Source organism: Kitasatospora sp. NBC_01560 (genome assembly GCF_045208415.1).
Lineage (GTDB): Bacteria > Actinomycetota > Actinomycetes > Streptomycetales > Streptomycetaceae > Kitasatospora.
In genome coordinates this window covers 6,407,211-6,422,957 of the sequence record NZ_CP109364.1, presented here as the reverse complement: position 1 = coordinate 6,422,957, position 15,747 = coordinate 6,407,211, and the positions used below count along the sequence as shown (strand labels likewise).

Genomic DNA, 15,747 nt, shown 5'->3' with positions numbered 1-15,747 from the left:
GATATTTGACGGCCGTTCGGCCCCGGAGCAGGCGGAATACGCCCCCGCTCCACCCGGCCGTGGACAGGCCCGTTCGCCCGTTGTCGGCCCTTCGGGGTTACATGGACGCCATGCAGCAGCCGCAGAGCAACCCCCAGGCCTCCGAGGCCCCCGCCACGCCCGGCACCGGCGACGCGACGGCCGCCGACCGCGCCGAGGTCCGGGCCCGGGCCGAGGCCGTCCTGCGCGAGCTCGCGGGGCCCGCCGCCACGCTCCGCGACGACCAGTGGAAGGCCATCGAGGCCCTGGTCGTCGACCACCGCCGGGCCCTCGTGGTGCAGCGCACCGGCTGGGGGAAGTCCGCCGTCTACTTCATCGCCACCGCCCTGCTGCGGGCGCGCGGCGCCGGGCCGACGGTGATCGTCTCCCCGCTGCTCGCCCTGATGCGCAACCAGGTGGAGTCGGCCGCCCGGGCCGGCATCCAGGCCCGCACCATCAACTCGGCCAACACCGACGAGTGGGACGCCGTCCAGGCCGAGGTCGCGGCCGGCGCGGTGGACATCCTGCTGGTCAGCCCCGAGCGGCTGAACAACCCCGACTTCCGCGACCAGGTGCTGCCCAAGCTCGCCGCCTCCACCGGCCTGCTGGTGGTCGACGAGGCGCACTGCATCTCCGACTGGGGCCACGACTTCCGCCCCGACTACCGACGGCTGCGCACCATGCTCGCCGACCTCTCGCCGGGCGTCCCGGTGCTGGCCACCACCGCCACGGCCAACGCAAGGGTCACCGCCGACGTCGCCGAGCAGCTCGGCACCGGCACCACCGACGCGCACGCCCTGGTGCTGCGCGGCCCGCTCGACCGCGAGAGCCTCACGCTCGGCGTGCTCGACCTGCCCGATCCGGCGCACCGGCTGGCCTGGCTGGCCGACCACCTCGACCGACTGCCCGGCTCCGGGATCGTCTACACCCTGACGGTCGCGGCAGCCGACGAGGTGACGGCCTTCCTGCGCGAGCGCGGCTTCCCGGTCGCCGCCTACTCGGGCCGCACCGAGGACGCCGAGCGCCGGACCGCCGAGGCCGACCTGCTGGCCAACCGGGTGAAGGCGCTGGTCGCGACCTCCGCCCTCGGCATGGGCTTCGACAAGCCCGACCTCGGCTTCGTGGTGCACCTGGGCTCGCCCAGCTCGCCGATCGCCTACTACCAGCAGGTGGGCCGCGCCGGGCGTGGCGTCGACAAGGCCGAGGTGCTGCTGCTGCCCGGGCGCGAGGACGAGGCGATCTGGCGCTACTTCGCCTCGCTGGCCTTCCCCCCGGAGGAGCAGGTGCGCCGCACCATCGACGCGCTCGCGGAGGCCGGCCGGCCGCTCTCCACCGCGGCCCTGGAGCCCCGGGTGGACCTCCGCCGCGCCCGGCTGGAGACCATGCTGAAGGTCCTCGACGTCGACGGCGCGGTGCGCCGCGTCAAGGGCGGCTGGACGGCCACCGGGCAGAGCTGGGCGTACGACGCCGCGCGGTACGCCAAGGTCGCCGCCTCCCGCGAGGCGGAGCAGCGGGCCATGCGCGAGTACGCGGCGGGCTCCGGCTGCCGGATGGAGTTCCTGCGCCGCCAGCTCGACGACGACCGGGCCGCGCCCTGCGGGCGCTGCGACAACTGCGCCGGGCCGCTGCACACCGCGGAGGTCTCGACCGAGGCACTGAACGCGGCCCGGGCCTCGCTCGGCCGGCCCGGCGTCGGCTTCGAGCCGCGGCGGCTCTGGCCCACCGGCATGGACGCCCTGGGCGTGCCGCTCAAGGGCCGCATCCCGGCCGGTGAGCAGGCCGAGACCGGCCGGGCGCTCGGCCGGCTCTCCGACATCGGCTGGGGCAACCGGCTGCGCGCGCTGCTGGCCGACCACGCACCCGACGGGCCCGTTCCCGCCGAGGTGGTGGACGCGCTGGTCGCGGTGCTCGCCGACTGGGCGCGCGGCCCGGGCGGCTGGGCCGGGCCCGCGACCGGCGAGGAGGCCCGGCTGGACCGGCCCGTCGGCGTGGTCACGATGGCCTCGTCCACCAGGCCGCAGCTGGTCGGCAGCCTCGGCGCCCGGATCGCCGAGATCGGCCGGCTGCCCCTGCTCGGGCAGATCGAGTACGCGGCCGGGCGACCGCCGCACGGCGCCCGCAGCAACAGCGCCCAGCGGCTGCACTCGCTGGCCGGCGCACTCGTCCTCCCGCCCGGGCTGACGGACGCGGTGGCCGGGGCCGGCGGTCCGGTGCTGCTGGTGGACGACCTGGTCGACTCGGGGTGGACGGTGACGGTCGCGGCCCGGCTGCTGCGCAAGGCCGGGGCGAGTGCGGTGCTGCCGCTGGTGCTGGCCGTGCAGGGCTGAACCGCCGGGCCGGAGCAGCCGGACGGGGCCGCCGGTGCCGCAGCACCAACAGCGGCGGCAGCGGCCGGAGGGGCCGGGCGGGCGGCGATGGGGGGTCGGTCGGCTCGCCCGGCCCGGCGAGGAACGGACGGATCCGGCACCGACCGTCACTCGAATGGAGTAACGGAGGCGATCACCCGAGGATCCGGCGTTCCCGAAGGCACCACGCGCGACAAAAAGCGGTCAGAGTTGCCGAAGGTGCTTCGCAGGAGCCTTCCGGGGGCTCGGATCACGATCCGGCAGCACACGAGTGCCGTGCGCGCGACCGTGGAATATATCCGGCAGAACGTTGGCTTTCGGGCGGCGTTCATCATTTCATCGTTGCCGCTCCGGCCCTTCTGCCCCGAGAATTGGACCGTACCCCGACCCCGGTCCGACGGACCACGGTTTCGGCGTACCTGCGCACCCGCGCCTCCGTGGGTCGGGAAGGAGGATCGTGATCAACGGTATCGGCCGAGGTCAGTATCCCCTCGCCCGGAGTTCGTCGCCCAGACGGGTGCTCGACCTGGAAGCGTGGGCTGCCACGGGGGTGCCGTTGCTGCGCGATCCGCGCGACTTCGTCCTGGAGCTGCACCAGCGCCACCTGCCCCAGCCGGGCACGGTCGTGCTCGCCGTGCTGGACGCCTCGAACCGGCTCACCGCCTCGGCGTCCTTCGTGCCCTGGGCCCACCACACCGACGGCTGGCAGCACCGCAACGCGATCCTCAGCCACCTGCGCCAGGTCACCCCGCACGACCTGCGGCAGGCCGCCCCCACCCGGACGGCCGTGCTGCTGCGCTGCCGCGAGGGCGCGGCCGGCTGGACCGAGCAGGACGGCGCCTGGATGTGGGCCCTGCAGGACGCGGCGGTACTGCACGGGCTGCGCTGCGGCTCCTTCATCGCCCTGACCCCGACGGGCTGGCAGATCCTCGGCCACGAACGCGGCGGGCGCACGCCCCACGCCGGATCGTGGGCGGACGGCCCGGTCCACACCGTCACGGAGCTGCCGCCCCGCTCGGCGCGGCGCCGGACGGCGGAGCCGGACCAGCACGGCGAACGGTCGCCGCGCACCCGGCCGGCCGAGCTCCCGTGGGCTCCGACACGGGTCGCCGCCATCGAGCCGGCCCGGCGTACCGGCACCTGCTGACCGGCGGCCAGGCCCGGCCGCCGACGGACCACGGTCACGGCCGACGGCACCGGCGCCGACGGCGCGCAGCCGGACTCACCCGGCACGCCGGAACTGTCGGGGTGGCACCGACACGTCGGCGCCACCCCGACAGCAGCCGGGCCCGGCAGCGTCCGGTCACGACAGCAGCCGGGCCCGGCACCGAATGGCGAACGGCGCCGGGCCCGCGCCGGCCTCGGGCCGGCCTCGGACGTGACCGGACGCAGCCGGCCTCGGACGTGACTCAGGCAGGCACCGGGCGGCCGGCAGCTGCTCCGGCGGCGGCCGAAGCGGCGGGGCCGGCGTCGCCGCAGACCACCACCAGCTCGGTCGCGTGGCCGAGCGCCGTGCGATAGGCCTCGGCGGCGCCGTCGACCGTCCCGCCGTTGACGACCAGCACGACCACCTCGCGGCGGGCCGGGCGGGTCAGCGCGGCATCGGCGTAGAACACGTCGCCGCCCTCGGCGAGTTGCGCCCAGTAGCGCTCCTCCCCGAAGGAGAGCTCGTGCTGCTGCCACGGGTGCGGCTCACCGGTCGTCAGCACCAGGACGGCGCTCGGGTCACGCCCGGACTCCAGCAGGCGGTCGACGGCTTCGTCGGCGCGCTCCAGGGCCCGGGCGGCCGTCGCGGCGACCTGCTGGACCGCGACCTGCGGTGCGGCGGGCTCCGGTCGGCGCGGACCGGGCTTGGGGATCTGGGCCGTCCGCGCCGGCGGGCCCGGGCGGCCGGCACGCTGCGGCGCCGGTCGCGGGGGTGCGGAACGGGGGCCCGGCACCGGGGCCGGTGCGGTGGTGGCGACCGGCGGCGCGGCCGTGGTCGGGGTCGTGGCAGCGGTCGAGCTGCCGGCGGCAGGCGTACGAAGGGCTTGTGCGTCCGACTCGCGGGGGAAGGGAACGCCGGGGCCCGGAAGGCTCTCGTGAATCTCCGGCTCCTCGGGGAAGGCAGGCATACCCGGATATCTATCAAATGCCGGCTGAACGCGCACGGGCGCCCCACCTGTTGGGCACCATGAACCTTCCACGGCGACCCGGCAATTCCCGACGGAACATCAGAAACCGAGCGTCAACTGTTCGTCGGCCGGTCCGTCCGCGCCCGCCCCGGCCGTGTCGAAGCGGTCCCGCTTCAGGTGGCGCCACTTGGGCAGCCCGTCCAGGTACGACCAGGAGAGCCGGTGCTGTCCGGTCGGGCCGAACTCCTCCAGCGCGGCCCGGTGCACCGGGGAGGGGTAGCCCGCGTTGTCGGCGAAGCCGTACTCGGGGTGCTCCTCGCCCAGTTCGGCCATCAGGCCGTCGCGGTGCACCTTGGCGAGCACCGAGGCGGCCGAGACGCAGATGCAGGACTGGTCACCCTTGATCACGGTGCGTACCCGCCAGGGGCCGCCGAGGTAGTCGTGCTTGCCGTCGAGGATCACCGCGTCCGGCTCCACCGGCAGCGCCTCCAGGGCCCGGACCGCGGCCAGCCGGAGGGCGGCGGTCATCCCGAGCTCGTCGCACTCCAGCGCCGAGGCGTGACCGAGCGCGTACGCGCCGACCCAGTCGGCGAGCACCGGGGCGAGTGCCCGGCGGCGCAGCTCGGTGAGCAGCTTGGAATCGGTGAGGCCCTCCGGGGGTCGGCGCAGCCCGGTCACGGCCGCGCCCACGGTGACCGGACCGGCCCAGGCGCCGCGCCCGACCTCGTCGAGGCCGACCACGATCTTGGCGCCGGCCCGGCGGAGCGAGCGCTCGACGGAGTGCGTCGGCGGGACGATGGGCATCACGGTGTCCTTCAGCTGGGGCACCTCCAGCCTAAGCCCCGGCCGCCGGCGCCCCGACCACCCACGGCGGCCCCGCCGCACCCCGTCCCGACCTGCGGCGACACCACTGCCGACACCACTGCCGACACCGCCGGCCACCACCGACACCGACCGTCCGACCAGCCGGGCCCGCGGCGGGTCGGGCAACCCACCACCCAGCAGGCCCGGCCCGGCCCGAATCAGACCGGATCAGGCCCGAACCAGACCGGATCAGGCCCGGATCAGGCCCGGATCAGCGGGACGAGCACCTCGTCCACCAGCTCGGTCGCGAAGTCCGGACCGAACTGCCGGCCGTGGCTCTTCGCCCGGTACATCAGCATCGCCGGTGCCACGTCGGCGACCAGCGGGTTGACCGCGCCGGGGCGGACGTCGCCGCGCTCGGCACCCCGGCCGAGGATGTCCAGGATGGTGTCCTTGGTCGGACCGATCACCCGCCGGACGATGAAGTCCTTGAACACCTCGGCCTGTTCGTGGTCCAGCTCGGACATCAGCGCGTGCATGGCGCTGCCCGCCCGGGAGTCCATCGCCACGGCGAAACCCTCGATGAGCAGCAGCAATTCGTCGCGGGCCGACCCGAGGTCCGGGGTGTCGGCGGGGCGTGGCAGAGTGGAGTCCAGGGCGTCGACGACGAGCTCCACCTTGGACGCCCAACGCCGGTACAGCGCAGCCTTTCCGGTCCGCGCGGCGCCGGCGACGCCTTCCATCGTCAGCCGTGCGAATCCGCCGGAGGTGAGCTGGTCGAGCGCGGCCTCGAAGATCGCCTGTTCCAGCTCCTTGCCCCGGCGGCGGATCGGCCGGGACAGCACCTCGGCGGCCGCCCTGACCGGACAGTGCGCCGCGGACCTCGCCACGGGAACGGCAGACCTCTCCCCGGCGGTGGCCGGACGTTCGCCGGGCGGGCTCCCGGCCCGGCCCGCCGACTGCTCCACCCCTCGCTCGGTCGCCCCTGTGGCCGCCTGGCGCCGCACCAACTGATCCATTGTCACCAACCTTAGAGAACGCTTGCGTTCATAATCTCGCCCGAGCTATGGTCCAGAGTAGTGAACGATCCCGTTCCTTCATAGCCCGCGGGACGCCGTAGGGCGACGCCGGATCCCGGCTCCACAGCATACGAAGCAATAGCCAGCAGGGGGCATCAACTTGGCTATCTCCGACACACTCAGCAAGAACTCTCCGCCGCAGGGCAACCAGAGCCGGGGCAAGGGCATCACCCTGACCGTCATCGCGGCCACCCAGCTCATGGTGGTCCTCGACGCGACGATCGTGAACATCGCGTTGCCGCAGATCAGGGACGCGCTGAACTTCTCCACCACCAACCTGTCCTGGGTGATCAACGCCTACACCCTGACCTTCGGCGGCCTGCTGCTGCTCGGCGGCCGCGCGGGCGACATCCTCGGCCGCCGCCGGGTGTTCATCGCCGGCACGCTGCTGTTCGGCCTGGCCTCGCTGCTGGGCGGCTTCGCGCAGGACGGCGGCATGCTGCTGGCCGCCCGTGCGCTCCAGGGCATCGGCGGCGCGATCTGTTCGCCGACCGCCTTCGCGCTGATCGCGACCAACTTCGACGAAGGACCCGAACGCAACAAGGCGTTCGGCGTCTTCTCGGCGGTGGCCGGCTCGGGCGCCGCGATCGGCCTGCTGGCCGGCGGCATCCTGACCGAGTACCTCGACTGGCGCTGGGTGTTCTTCGTGAACGTCCCGATCGCGATCCTCATCGCGATCGCCGCCCCGCGCTACATCGCCGAGTCGGAGCGCCACGAGGGCCGCTTCGACCTGCCGGGCGCGCTCACCTCCACCCTCGGCCTGGTCGGCCTGGTGTACGGGTTCATCCGCGCGGCCTCGGACGGCTGGACGGACCCGGTGACGCTCGGATCGTTCGCGGGCGGCGTCCTGCTGCTGGCCGCGTTCCTGGTGGTCGAGAAGCGCACCGCGCAGCCGATCACGCCGCTGCACCTGTTCGCCGACCGGAACCGCACCGGTGGCCTGGTGATGATGCTCTGCCTGGCCGCGGCCATGTTCGGCATCTTCTTCTACATCACCCTGTTCGTACAGGGACCCCTCGGGTACAGCCCGCTGAAGGCCGGCTTCGCCTTCCTGCCGATCAGCGTGTCGATCATCATCGCCGCGCAGATCGCGTCCACCCTGCAGGTCAAGTACGGCCCGAAGCCGTTCATGGCCGGCGGCGCGCTCCTGGTCACGATCGGACTCACCTGGCTGACCCAGATGAGCTCGGACAGCGGCTACCTGGACGGGGTGCTCGCCCCCACGGTGATCTTCGGCTTCGGGATGGGCCTGGTCTTCGTCCCGGTGATGCTGCTCTCCGTGGCCGGCGTCGCCTCCGAGGACACCGGCGCCGCCTCCGGTCTGCTCAACTCGATGCAGCAGATCGGCGGTTCCCTCGGCCTCTCGATCCTGACCACGGTGTTCGCGCACTACGCGACCGCCGAGGCCAAGGTCCAGCTGCCCGGCTTCATGGCCACGGCCACGCCGGAGCAGAAGGCCGAGTTCCTGGAGAAGCACGAGTTCCCCAAGGGCACGGGCGCGGCCAACGAGGTGCTCGCGCAGGGCATCTCGCACGGCTTCATCGTCGGCGCGGTGCTCGCCGCTCTGGCACTGGTGATCGCGGCCGTCGTGATCAAGGCCAAGGCCGACGACCTGGCGACCAACACCACGGGCATCGCGATGCACTGAGCCCGGCAGCGGGCACGGAACGGAACGGAACGGCGAGGGCCGGCCGGGAGCAGCACGCTCCCGGCCGGCCCTCACGGCTTCCCCGCCGCACCTCCGCGCCTCTCCCGTCAGCCCGCCCCCGTCCACCTTCCCCCGTCGGCCCCGATCGGCCCGGCGCCGGCCCCGTCCCGTCCCGTCCCGTCCGGCTCAGTCGCGCTCGGCGTAGTCGGACTCGTGCAACCCCGCCCGGTCGCAGGCGTTGCCGGCCGTCAATACGCCGTCGGGCAGCGGACGCGCAACGAGGATCTCCCGCGCCCGGGACTCCGCGAGGCTGGTCCGGTACCAGGGGCCCGAGGCGTCGCCCAGCTCGATCCGCATGAGGTCCAGCGCACAGGTCCGCTGGTCCCCGGGCAGCCGGTCCAGGGCGGGGACGGCGTCCACCGAGAGGTCACGGACGTTGCGCAGGTCGATCCGACCGGTGCGCTCGAAGCGGGCGACGTTCTGCTCGGCGACGATCGCGTCCGGCCCCATCAGGCCGTACACGGCGGCGGCGATCATGCCGCTGAGCACCACGGACCGCGGCAGCCAGGCGGCGGAACGCACCAGCCCGGCCGTGATCAGCATCAGGAGGACGACGCCGAGCCAGACCTCGACGACGAGCACCCAGAGCCGCAGCCTGGTCAGCCCGGAGGCATCGACGTAGTACCACATCCGGCCGAGGGCCGAGGCCACCACGACGAGGGCGAGGAGGCAGAGCAGGCCGAGCAGGATCCGCGCCAGCCGGTGGTCCGCCTCGGTGGTGCGCGGCGCCCAGCGCTTGGCGACGGCGACCACCACGAGGGTCAGCACGGTGACGGCCATCAGCTGCCAGAAGCCCTGCCGGGCGTACTCGGAGCGGCTCATGCCGGTCTTCTCCATGATGGAGTCCCGGCCGCCGAGCACCACCACGGCCTGGACCACCGCGAAGCCGCCGAACATCAGGTTCAGCGCGACCAGCGGCAGCGCCCACTCGACCCGGCCGCGCTCCCGGCCCGGGCGGACCACCGTGCGGTCCCAGCGGCGCGGGCCCGCCGCGATGTGGGCGAATCCCAGCGCGGTGATCAGGCCGAGCACGAACAGCGCCAGGCGCATCGGGATCTCGCCGGGGTCGATGCTGGGGCCGAGGCCGCCCAGGACATCGGCCATGGCCGCGTCCGCACTGGCGAACAGCCAGCCGAAGACGGTCAGCAGGACGACGGCGACCAGCACGGCACGCAGCACCGGGGCCACCTTGGCGCGACCGGGCAGACTGAGGCCGCGCAGCCCCGCCCGGGCCCAGAGCACACCCGGTCCGAGCTGCCAGACGATGCCGGGCAGGGCCAGCAGGACACCCGCCCAGCGACGGCCGCCGTGCAGCGCGAGCGAGGCCAGGGCCAGGGCGCAGACGATGGACAGCAGCGTGGGCCAGCCGGCGTCGAAGAGCGCGGGGACGGCGAGCATGGCCAGCGCGAGCACGCTCCACACCACCGTCCAGGGCCGCACCCGCCGGCCCGCCGAGCGGGCGGCGAGACCGGCGCCGACGGCGGCGACCGCGCCGCAGATCAGCAGGTTGACGCCGAGGCCGCCCTCCAGCAGCCAGGCCGTCAGCAGGCCGGTCAGCACCGCGGCCAGCAGGGCCCGCGGCGGGGCCGGCGCCTTGGCGGGCGGATCGCTCGGGCGCAGCCACGGCGCGGGCTGCGGGATCGGGCGCACCGGCGGGCGGTAGGGGTCGGCCGGCCCGCGGTTCAGGTCGAAACCGGCCGCCGGGTCGAAACCGGCCGCCGGGCCGGGGGTACCGGCGAAGCCGGCCGCGGGGCCGGGAGCACCGGCGAAACCGGGCGCGCCGTGAGCACCCGGTCCACCCGGTCCACCCGGGGCGCCGTGAGCCCCGCCGGCCGCCCACCCAGGACCGCCGCCGGCTCCGGCAGCGTCGGACACACCCGGGTCGGACGGCCCGGCGCCCGGTGCGGGCCTGCTGGGTCCGGACATGAGTTCCCCCTCGAAGGTCGGTGGGTGTCGACGGGCATGCGGAAGCAGCCCTGGGGGCAGTCCGCCGGCCGGCGCGCACAGCGCCTCGACTGCAGCCGACTGTAGACCATTCTGAACAAGTTCAAATACGCCGGGGGCGCCCCTGTCGCCAGGCTGTGACAGGGGCGCCCCGGGGCTCTGCGAGGGAGGACGTGAGGGAAGGTGAGGGCGGGTCAGCGGATCAGTAGGAGCCGTACAGCGAGTAGAGCAGCGTGTCCTTCACCGCCGGCCCGAAGGTGGCCGGCCAGGTACCGAAGGGCACCACGGCGTTGCTGTAGGCGCCGGAGCCGGCCGGGCCGGTCGAGTAGTTCATGTTGTTGACCGTGGCGCCCGTCCCGTTGCTGTTGTAGACCAGCCAGTACGCGGTGTTGGCGCTCAGCGTGACGTTCACCGGCAGCACGTTCCAGGCATTGGCGGTCAGCGTGCCGGAGCCGGTGGACGCGACCAGGGTGCCCGGCGAGCCGCCCGCGTCGGTGTACACCGCCAGCTGGAACTGGTTGTCGGGCGCCGCGCTGACCGGGCCGACGTGCACGCTCAGCGCGGTGAGCGGGGCCGCCGACGCCCCCGTGGTGATCCGACTGCCGTTGAGGTGGTGGGAGTCGGTGTCGTCGACCGACGCGCCCACCACCGTGTTGCCGAGCGTTCGGGGCGGCGCTCCCCCGGTGGTGAACGAGACTGTGACCGGGCCCGCCTGCACGTTGCCCGAGGTGTCGCGGACGCCCTGGACCGTGGCGGTGTAGCCGGTGCTCAGCGCCAGCGGCGCAGTCGGCGTGAGGACGACGCCGTTGGCCGCCCCGTCGTACGCCACCGTGCCCGCGACCGCGGCGCCGCCGGCGGTGCGCAGGGTGGCGGTCGCGGCGGTGACGCTCGCCTGGTCCAGCGGCTCGCCGAACGAGAAGCGCACCGCGCTCCCGGCGGCCACCCCGGTGGCACCGGCCGCCGGGCTGGTGCCGATCACGGCGGGCGGCGTGGTGTCCCGGCCGTAGGAGGCGGTGTAGGAGCCGACCGCGCCGTCGAAGAACGCGTAGGACACGCCCTTGACGGTCTCGATCCGGTACGGGACGGCCCGGCCGCCGGAGGTGATGCCGGTCAGCGTGCCGGAGGCGGCGGATACCGGCAGCATCGCCCGCAGGCCGTTGGCCCCGCCGGTGATGTCGAAGCCGAGCGAGCTCCCGCTCCAGGCGAGCTTGGTGAAGGCCGAGCCGTTGCGCGCGTCCAGCCAGGTGAGCATCTGCCGCCCGGAGACCACCGGTACCCCGCGGGCCCGGGCGGCGGCGATGATCGCGTCCGAGGCCGAGGAGGCGGCGAAGTCGGTGTGGATGTTGGCGGTCAGCGCCGCGTAGTAGCCCTGGGCACCGTAGGCGGCGTCGAGCAGCGTGCTGATGGTGCCCGGGTAGGACTGGCCGGACTCGTCGGTGAGCTGGGTGGTGGCCTGGTACTCGTCGATCACGCTGCCGTCGGTGTCGGCGAAGCGCATGATCTGGGCCGTGCCGTTGAAGTAGCCGGGCCGGTCCTTGGTGAAGTTGGAGGGGTAGAAGTAGTAGTCGGTGTCCAGCCGGATGCCGTTGGCCAGCTTGGTCCTCGCCTGGGTCGCCCAGTCGTCCCACTCCACGCAGTGCGTGCGGCTGCTCGAAGGGCCGGGGAGCGACGGGTACTTGGCCCGCCAGTTGGCCAACTGGTCGCGGTAGTAGCCCTGGAGCGCCGCGGTGGTGCCCCAGGGGCGGCAGTTGGTGGTGACGTGCACGCCCACCTCGAAGCCCTGGTCGGTGTAGGCCTGGGCCTGCGCCGGGGTGAGCGGGTCGTCGGTGTAGATGTACGAGGAGCCGCGCACGCACTCCCAGTTGGCGACGTTGCAGCCGGGCGGGCTCTGCGCGATGTAGCCGTCCCAGCGGCCGGCGGTGCCGCCGACGCCGTGGTCGTCGCCGGTCATCACCACGACGGCCTTGACGTCCCGCGGGAAGTACCAGAACCGCGGGAGCGGCTTGTTGGCGGCGTCGACCAGGGTGATCAGGTTGGCCAGCAGCCGCTGCTGCTCGTCGGCGACCGGGATGAGCGCCTTGTCCAGGTTGTTCCAGTCGGGCTGGCCGCCGGTGCCGAAGAACATCTCGCCGGCCTCGTACCCGTCGGTGCCGTCGCGCTGCTGGCCGGCCCAGGCGGCGTTGCCCTGCCGGGTCTGCACCACCGACCTGGCCAGGTCGTAGCTGAACGCGGCGGCCCGCCCGCTGCCGGCCGTCCGCAGGGTGACGGCCGGGTTGGCGGTGGCGGTGCCGGCGTCGCTGTAGAGCGTCGCGACGGCGGTGGCGCCGCTGAGCGTGTAGAGGTCGGCCGGCCCGTGGTAGCCCATGGTGTCACCGGTGATCCCGGCGCCCGGGGCGGCGCCGGTGTCCACCTTGAGGTAGGCGTCCGCGCGGGTGCCGGTGGCCGGGGTGAGGCCGAACAGCGGCGCGAGCTGCTTGTCCGGGCGCATCGCGACCAGCCGCCCGCCGCCGTTGGTCCAGCTGGTGAAGGTCGCGGCCTGCGCGGCGGTGAGCGGCATCTCGCCGAGCAGCACCACGTCGTAGGAGGCGAGCAGCGTGGCCGTCACCGCCGAGATGTCCACCGTGCGGTAGGCGTTGAGGCCCTCGGCCTTGAGGATCTCGGCGAGGTAGCGGGTGTACGGGTTGGCCTGGCTGGTGACCAGCAGGACCGGCCCCTCGCTGCCCGGGCCGGAGCCCGGCGGCGGGGGCGGCGGGGCGTCCTCCGTGGTGTACGTCGCGTAGATCGAGAAGCTCAGGCCGCTGGTCGTGGTGGCCCCGAAGTCGGCCGGCCAACTGCCGAACGTCCGGCCGCCGTTGCCGTACACGCTGGTGCCGCCGGGGCTGTAGTGCAGGTTGTTGACGGCCGGGCCGCCGCCGTTGCTGTTGTAGGCCAGCCAGTACGGCGTGTTGGCGCTGAGCGCGGCCGTCAGCGGCACCGTGTTCCAGCTGTTCGCGGTGAGCCGGGCGGAGGCGCTGGTGGCCAGCAGGGCGCCCGGGCTGCCGCCGTTGTCGCGGTAGACCGCCGCCTGGAACTGGTCGGCGGGCGCGGCGTCCACCGCGCCCACGTACACGCTGATGCTGCTGACGGTGCCGCCGGCCGCCCCGGTGACGTACCGGGAGGCGTTCAGGTAGTGGGAGTCGCCGGAGTCGGTCGACGGGCCGGCCGTCGTGCTGCCCAGGGTCGCCGTGGCGGCCGCCGCCGGGGCGGCCCCCGGGCCGGCGGCCAGCGCCGCCGCCGTGCTCAGGGCGGCCAGCAGGCCCGCGATCCGTCTCCGCCACCGGACGCCCGGGCGCCTGCCCGCAGCCGAAACCGCAGCCGACACCGCGCCCGAAGCCACACTCGAAGCCCCAGCCGAAGCCGCTCCTGCGCCCGTCCCCTCGTCCGCCCCTGCCCCTGCTCCTGCTTCTGCTCCTGCTCCTGCCATGACCGCCCCCTGCCCGTTTCGGCCAACTACCCCTAACGGTGTACCGGTTGCGCAGCGAGCGTGTCCACGGAACCGCCACAATCCCCCGCCGGACCGGTCAACCCTTGACGGATCCGGCCAGCAGACCGCGGACGAAGTACCGCTGGAGGCCGAAGAAGACCGCCAGCGGGATGACGATCGAGAGGAACGCCCCGGCGGTGAGCAGCTCCCAGCGCCCGCCGAAGGAGCCGGAGAGCTGGGCCAGGCGCACCGTCATCGGCGCCACCTCCGGCGTCCCGCCGGCGAAGGTCAGCGCCACCAGCAGGTCGTTCCAGACCCAGAGGAACTGGAAGATGGCGAACGAGGCCAGCGCCGGCGCGCAGAGCGGCAGCACGATCGAGCGGAAGATCTTGAAGTGCGAGGCGCCGTCCACCACGGCCGCCTCCATCAGGTCACGCGGCAGCTGGGCGATGAAGTTGTGCAGCAGGAAGATCGCCAGCGGCAGCGCGAACATCGTGTGCGCCAGCCAGACCGGCGCGTAGGTGCCCTTGAGGTCCACCGCGGGGATCAGCGTCAACGGGCCCAGGTGCGCGCCGCCGGAGAACAGCCGCAGCAGCGGGATCAGCGCCATCTGGATCGGCACCACCTGGAGCGCGAAGATCACGAAGAACACCGTGTCACTGCCCCGGAACCGCACCCAGGCCAGCCCGTACGCGGCCATCGCCGCCAGCACCAGCGGGAACACCGTGGCCGGGATGCTGATCGCCAGCGAGTTCACCAGGAACGGCATCAGGCCGGTGGAGACGCCGGATCCGCCCTCGAACAGCACCGTGTGGTAGTTGGACAGGCCGAGGTCCGGGTGCAGGAAGACGTTCCACCAGCCGTTCGCGGTGACGTCCTGCTTGGGGCGCAGCGAGGTGGCGAGCAGCCCGAAGGTCGGAATCGTCCACAGCACGGTCACCGCGACCACGAAGACGGAGGCGAGCCGGCTGCCGAAGGCCTCCCGGACGGGGTTGCGGCGCGGACCCAGCGGACGCCCGCTCATCGGACCCCACGCTCCTTCCTCAGCTGGACGATGTTGTAGGCCACCAGCGGCAGCACCGCGAGGAAGAGGATCACTGCGAGTGCGCTGCCCCGCCCGGTGTTGAACTGCACGAACGACTGCGAGTACATCTCGTTGGCCAGCACCTGGGTGCCGAAGTTGCCGCCGGTCATGGTGCGGACGATGTCGAAGGCCTTCAGCGTGGTGATCATGACGGTGGTCAGCACCACCACCACCGTCGTGCGGATCATCGGCACGGTGACGTACCAGAACAGCCGTACCCCGCCCGCGCCGTCGAGCCGGGCCGCCTCGGTGACCTCGTCCGGGATCGCCTTGATCGCGGCCGAGAGCACCACCATCGCGAAGCCGGTCTGCACCCAGACCATCACCGCCATCAGCAGGAAGGTGTTCAGCGGCTGCGAGAGCATCCAGTTCGGCGGATGCTCCCAGCCCAGCCCCATCACCACCTGGCTGAGCAGGCCGATCTGCTGCTGCGAGGCGTCCCGGGACTCGTAGACGAACTTGAAGATGATCGAGGCGCCGACCAGCGAGATCGCCATCGGCATGAAGATCAGCGACTTGTAGACCGCCTGACCCCGCATCCGGTCCACCAGCAGCGCCAGCACCAAGCCCAGCCCGGTGGCGGCCAGCGGTGCGACCACCAGCCAGACGAGGGTGGTGCCGAGGATCTTCTGCACGAAGTCGGTGCTGAAGGCCCAGCCGAAGTTCTCGCCGCCGACGAACCGGCTGCTGTCGTCGTTGTACAGGCTCAGGTAGACGGTGCGGACCAGCGGGACGACCAGGCCGACCAGCAGCAGCACCGCCGCCGGGCCGAGGAAGACCGCCACCGTCAGCGGGCGGGCGAACCGGCCCGAGGCCAGGCCGGCGGCCAGCAGGACGAGCAGGACCAGCACCAGGACGCCGAGGAACAGCGCGACGGACAGCTGGTTGGTGAAGCGGACGGCGACCCGGGCGGCGGCCAGGAAGGCCAGCACCAGGACGCCGACGCCGCCCGCGACGGTCAGCGGGCGGGCGAACCGGCCGGAGGCCCGGTCGGCGACCAGGGAGACCAGCAGCAGGATGACGAGGAAGCCGGCGACGGCACCGAAGGCGTTGCCGAACTTGACGGCCGCGTCGCCCCAGGCTCCGCCGGCGGGGGTGCCTGCCGCGAGCGCGGTGGCGGTCAGGGACATGGCTGCGCGTCCTTTCCCTGCCGCGGGCAGAGAGGAGGGGCGGGCGGTGCGGGTGGGT

The 15,747-nt window shown here is 73.4% G+C and carries 10 protein-coding genes; 3 read left to right on the top strand and 7 right to left on the bottom strand.

What is annotated here, in order from left to right; all coding sequences use genetic code 11:
* Positions 1 to 110 precede the first annotated feature (110 nt).
* Positions 111 to 2,345: a RecQ family ATP-dependent DNA helicase gene (locus OH807_RS27880; RefSeq protein WP_406203934.1), complete on the top strand. Its 2,235-nt coding sequence runs from the start codon at positions 111 to 113 to the stop codon at positions 2,343 to 2,345.
* Between the two features lie 535 nt (positions 2,346 to 2,880).
* Positions 2,881 to 3,510, top strand: a complete 630-nt coding sequence (locus tag OH807_RS27875; protein WP_406203931.1) for a hypothetical protein — start codon at positions 2,881 to 2,883, stop codon at positions 3,508 to 3,510.
* 262 nt (positions 3,511 to 3,772) lie between these two features.
* On the opposite strand, the gene OH807_RS27870 is transcribed toward OH807_RS27875, so the two are convergent.
* From OH807_RS27870 to OH807_RS27860, 3 genes are all read right to left on the bottom strand, one after another.
* The gene (locus tag OH807_RS27870) at positions 3,773 to 4,477 is read right to left on the bottom strand and encodes a hypothetical protein (RefSeq protein WP_406203928.1); all 705 of its coding nucleotides are present in this window, start codon (positions 4,475 to 4,477) and stop codon (positions 3,773 to 3,775) included.
* A gap of 99 nt (positions 4,478 to 4,576) precedes the next feature.
* Entirely contained in the window at positions 4,577 to 5,281 is a 705-nt protein-coding gene (locus OH807_RS27865) for a ribonuclease HII (protein WP_406211233.1), read from the bottom strand.
* Between the two features lie 260 nt (positions 5,282 to 5,541).
* Entirely contained in the window at positions 5,542 to 6,171 is a 630-nt protein-coding gene (locus OH807_RS27860; protein ID WP_406203925.1) for a TetR/AcrR family transcriptional regulator, read from the bottom strand.
* A 289-nt stretch (positions 6,172 to 6,460) separates the two neighbouring features.
* Between OH807_RS27860 and OH807_RS27855 the strand changes: the two genes are divergently transcribed.
* On the top strand, positions 6,461 to 8,008 hold the full coding sequence (locus OH807_RS27855; protein WP_406203922.1) for an MFS transporter: 1,548 nt from the start codon (positions 6,461 to 6,463) through the stop codon (positions 8,006 to 8,008).
* Positions 8,009 to 8,194: 186 nt separating this feature from the next.
* Here the strand turns inward: OH807_RS27855 and OH807_RS27850 are convergent, their stop codons facing one another.
* From OH807_RS27850 to OH807_RS27835, 4 genes are all read right to left on the bottom strand, one after another.
* The gene (locus OH807_RS27850) at positions 8,195 to 9,718 is read right to left on the bottom strand and encodes a DUF4153 domain-containing protein (protein ID WP_406203919.1); all 1,524 of its coding nucleotides are present in this window, start codon (positions 9,716 to 9,718) and stop codon (positions 8,195 to 8,197) included.
* Positions 9,719 to 10,214: 496 nt separating this feature from the next.
* On the bottom strand, positions 10,215 to 13,373 hold the full coding sequence (locus OH807_RS27845) for an Ig-like domain-containing protein (RefSeq protein ID WP_406203916.1): 3,159 nt from the start codon (positions 13,371 to 13,373) through the stop codon (positions 10,215 to 10,217).
* A gap of 199 nt (positions 13,374 to 13,572) precedes the next feature.
* A complete protein-coding gene (locus OH807_RS27840; protein WP_406203913.1) occupies positions 13,573 to 14,499 on the bottom strand; it encodes a carbohydrate ABC transporter permease in 927 nt (308 codons plus the stop codon).
* Positions 14,496 to 15,689, bottom strand: coding sequence for a carbohydrate ABC transporter permease (locus tag OH807_RS27835; protein WP_406203910.1), 1,194 nt, complete (start codon positions 15,687 to 15,689; stop codon positions 14,496 to 14,498). Before OH807_RS27835 ends, OH807_RS27840 begins: the two co-directional genes overlap by 4 nt.
* Positions 15,690 to 15,747: the final 58 nt, after the last annotated feature.

Bases quoted from the DNA above. Each gene is read 5' to 3' on its own strand.
- OH807_RS27880 (WP_406203934.1), top strand. From the start codon at position 111: ATGCAGCAGCCGCAGAGCAACCCCCAGGCCTCCGAGGCCCCCGCCACG.
- OH807_RS27835 (WP_406203910.1), bottom strand. From the start codon at position 15,689: ATGTCCCTGACCGCCACCGCGCTCGCGGCAGGCACCCCCGCCGGCGGA.
- OH807_RS27870 (WP_406203928.1), bottom strand. From the start codon at position 4,477: ATGCCTGCCTTCCCCGAGGAGCCGGAGATTCACGAGAGCCTTCCGGGC.
- OH807_RS27865 (WP_406211233.1), bottom strand. From the start codon at position 5,281: ATGCCCATCGTCCCGCCGACGCACTCCGTCGAGCGCTCGCTCCGCCGG.
- OH807_RS27840 (WP_406203913.1), bottom strand. From the start codon at position 14,499: ATGAGCGGGCGTCCGCTGGGTCCGCGCCGCAACCCCGTCCGGGAGGCC.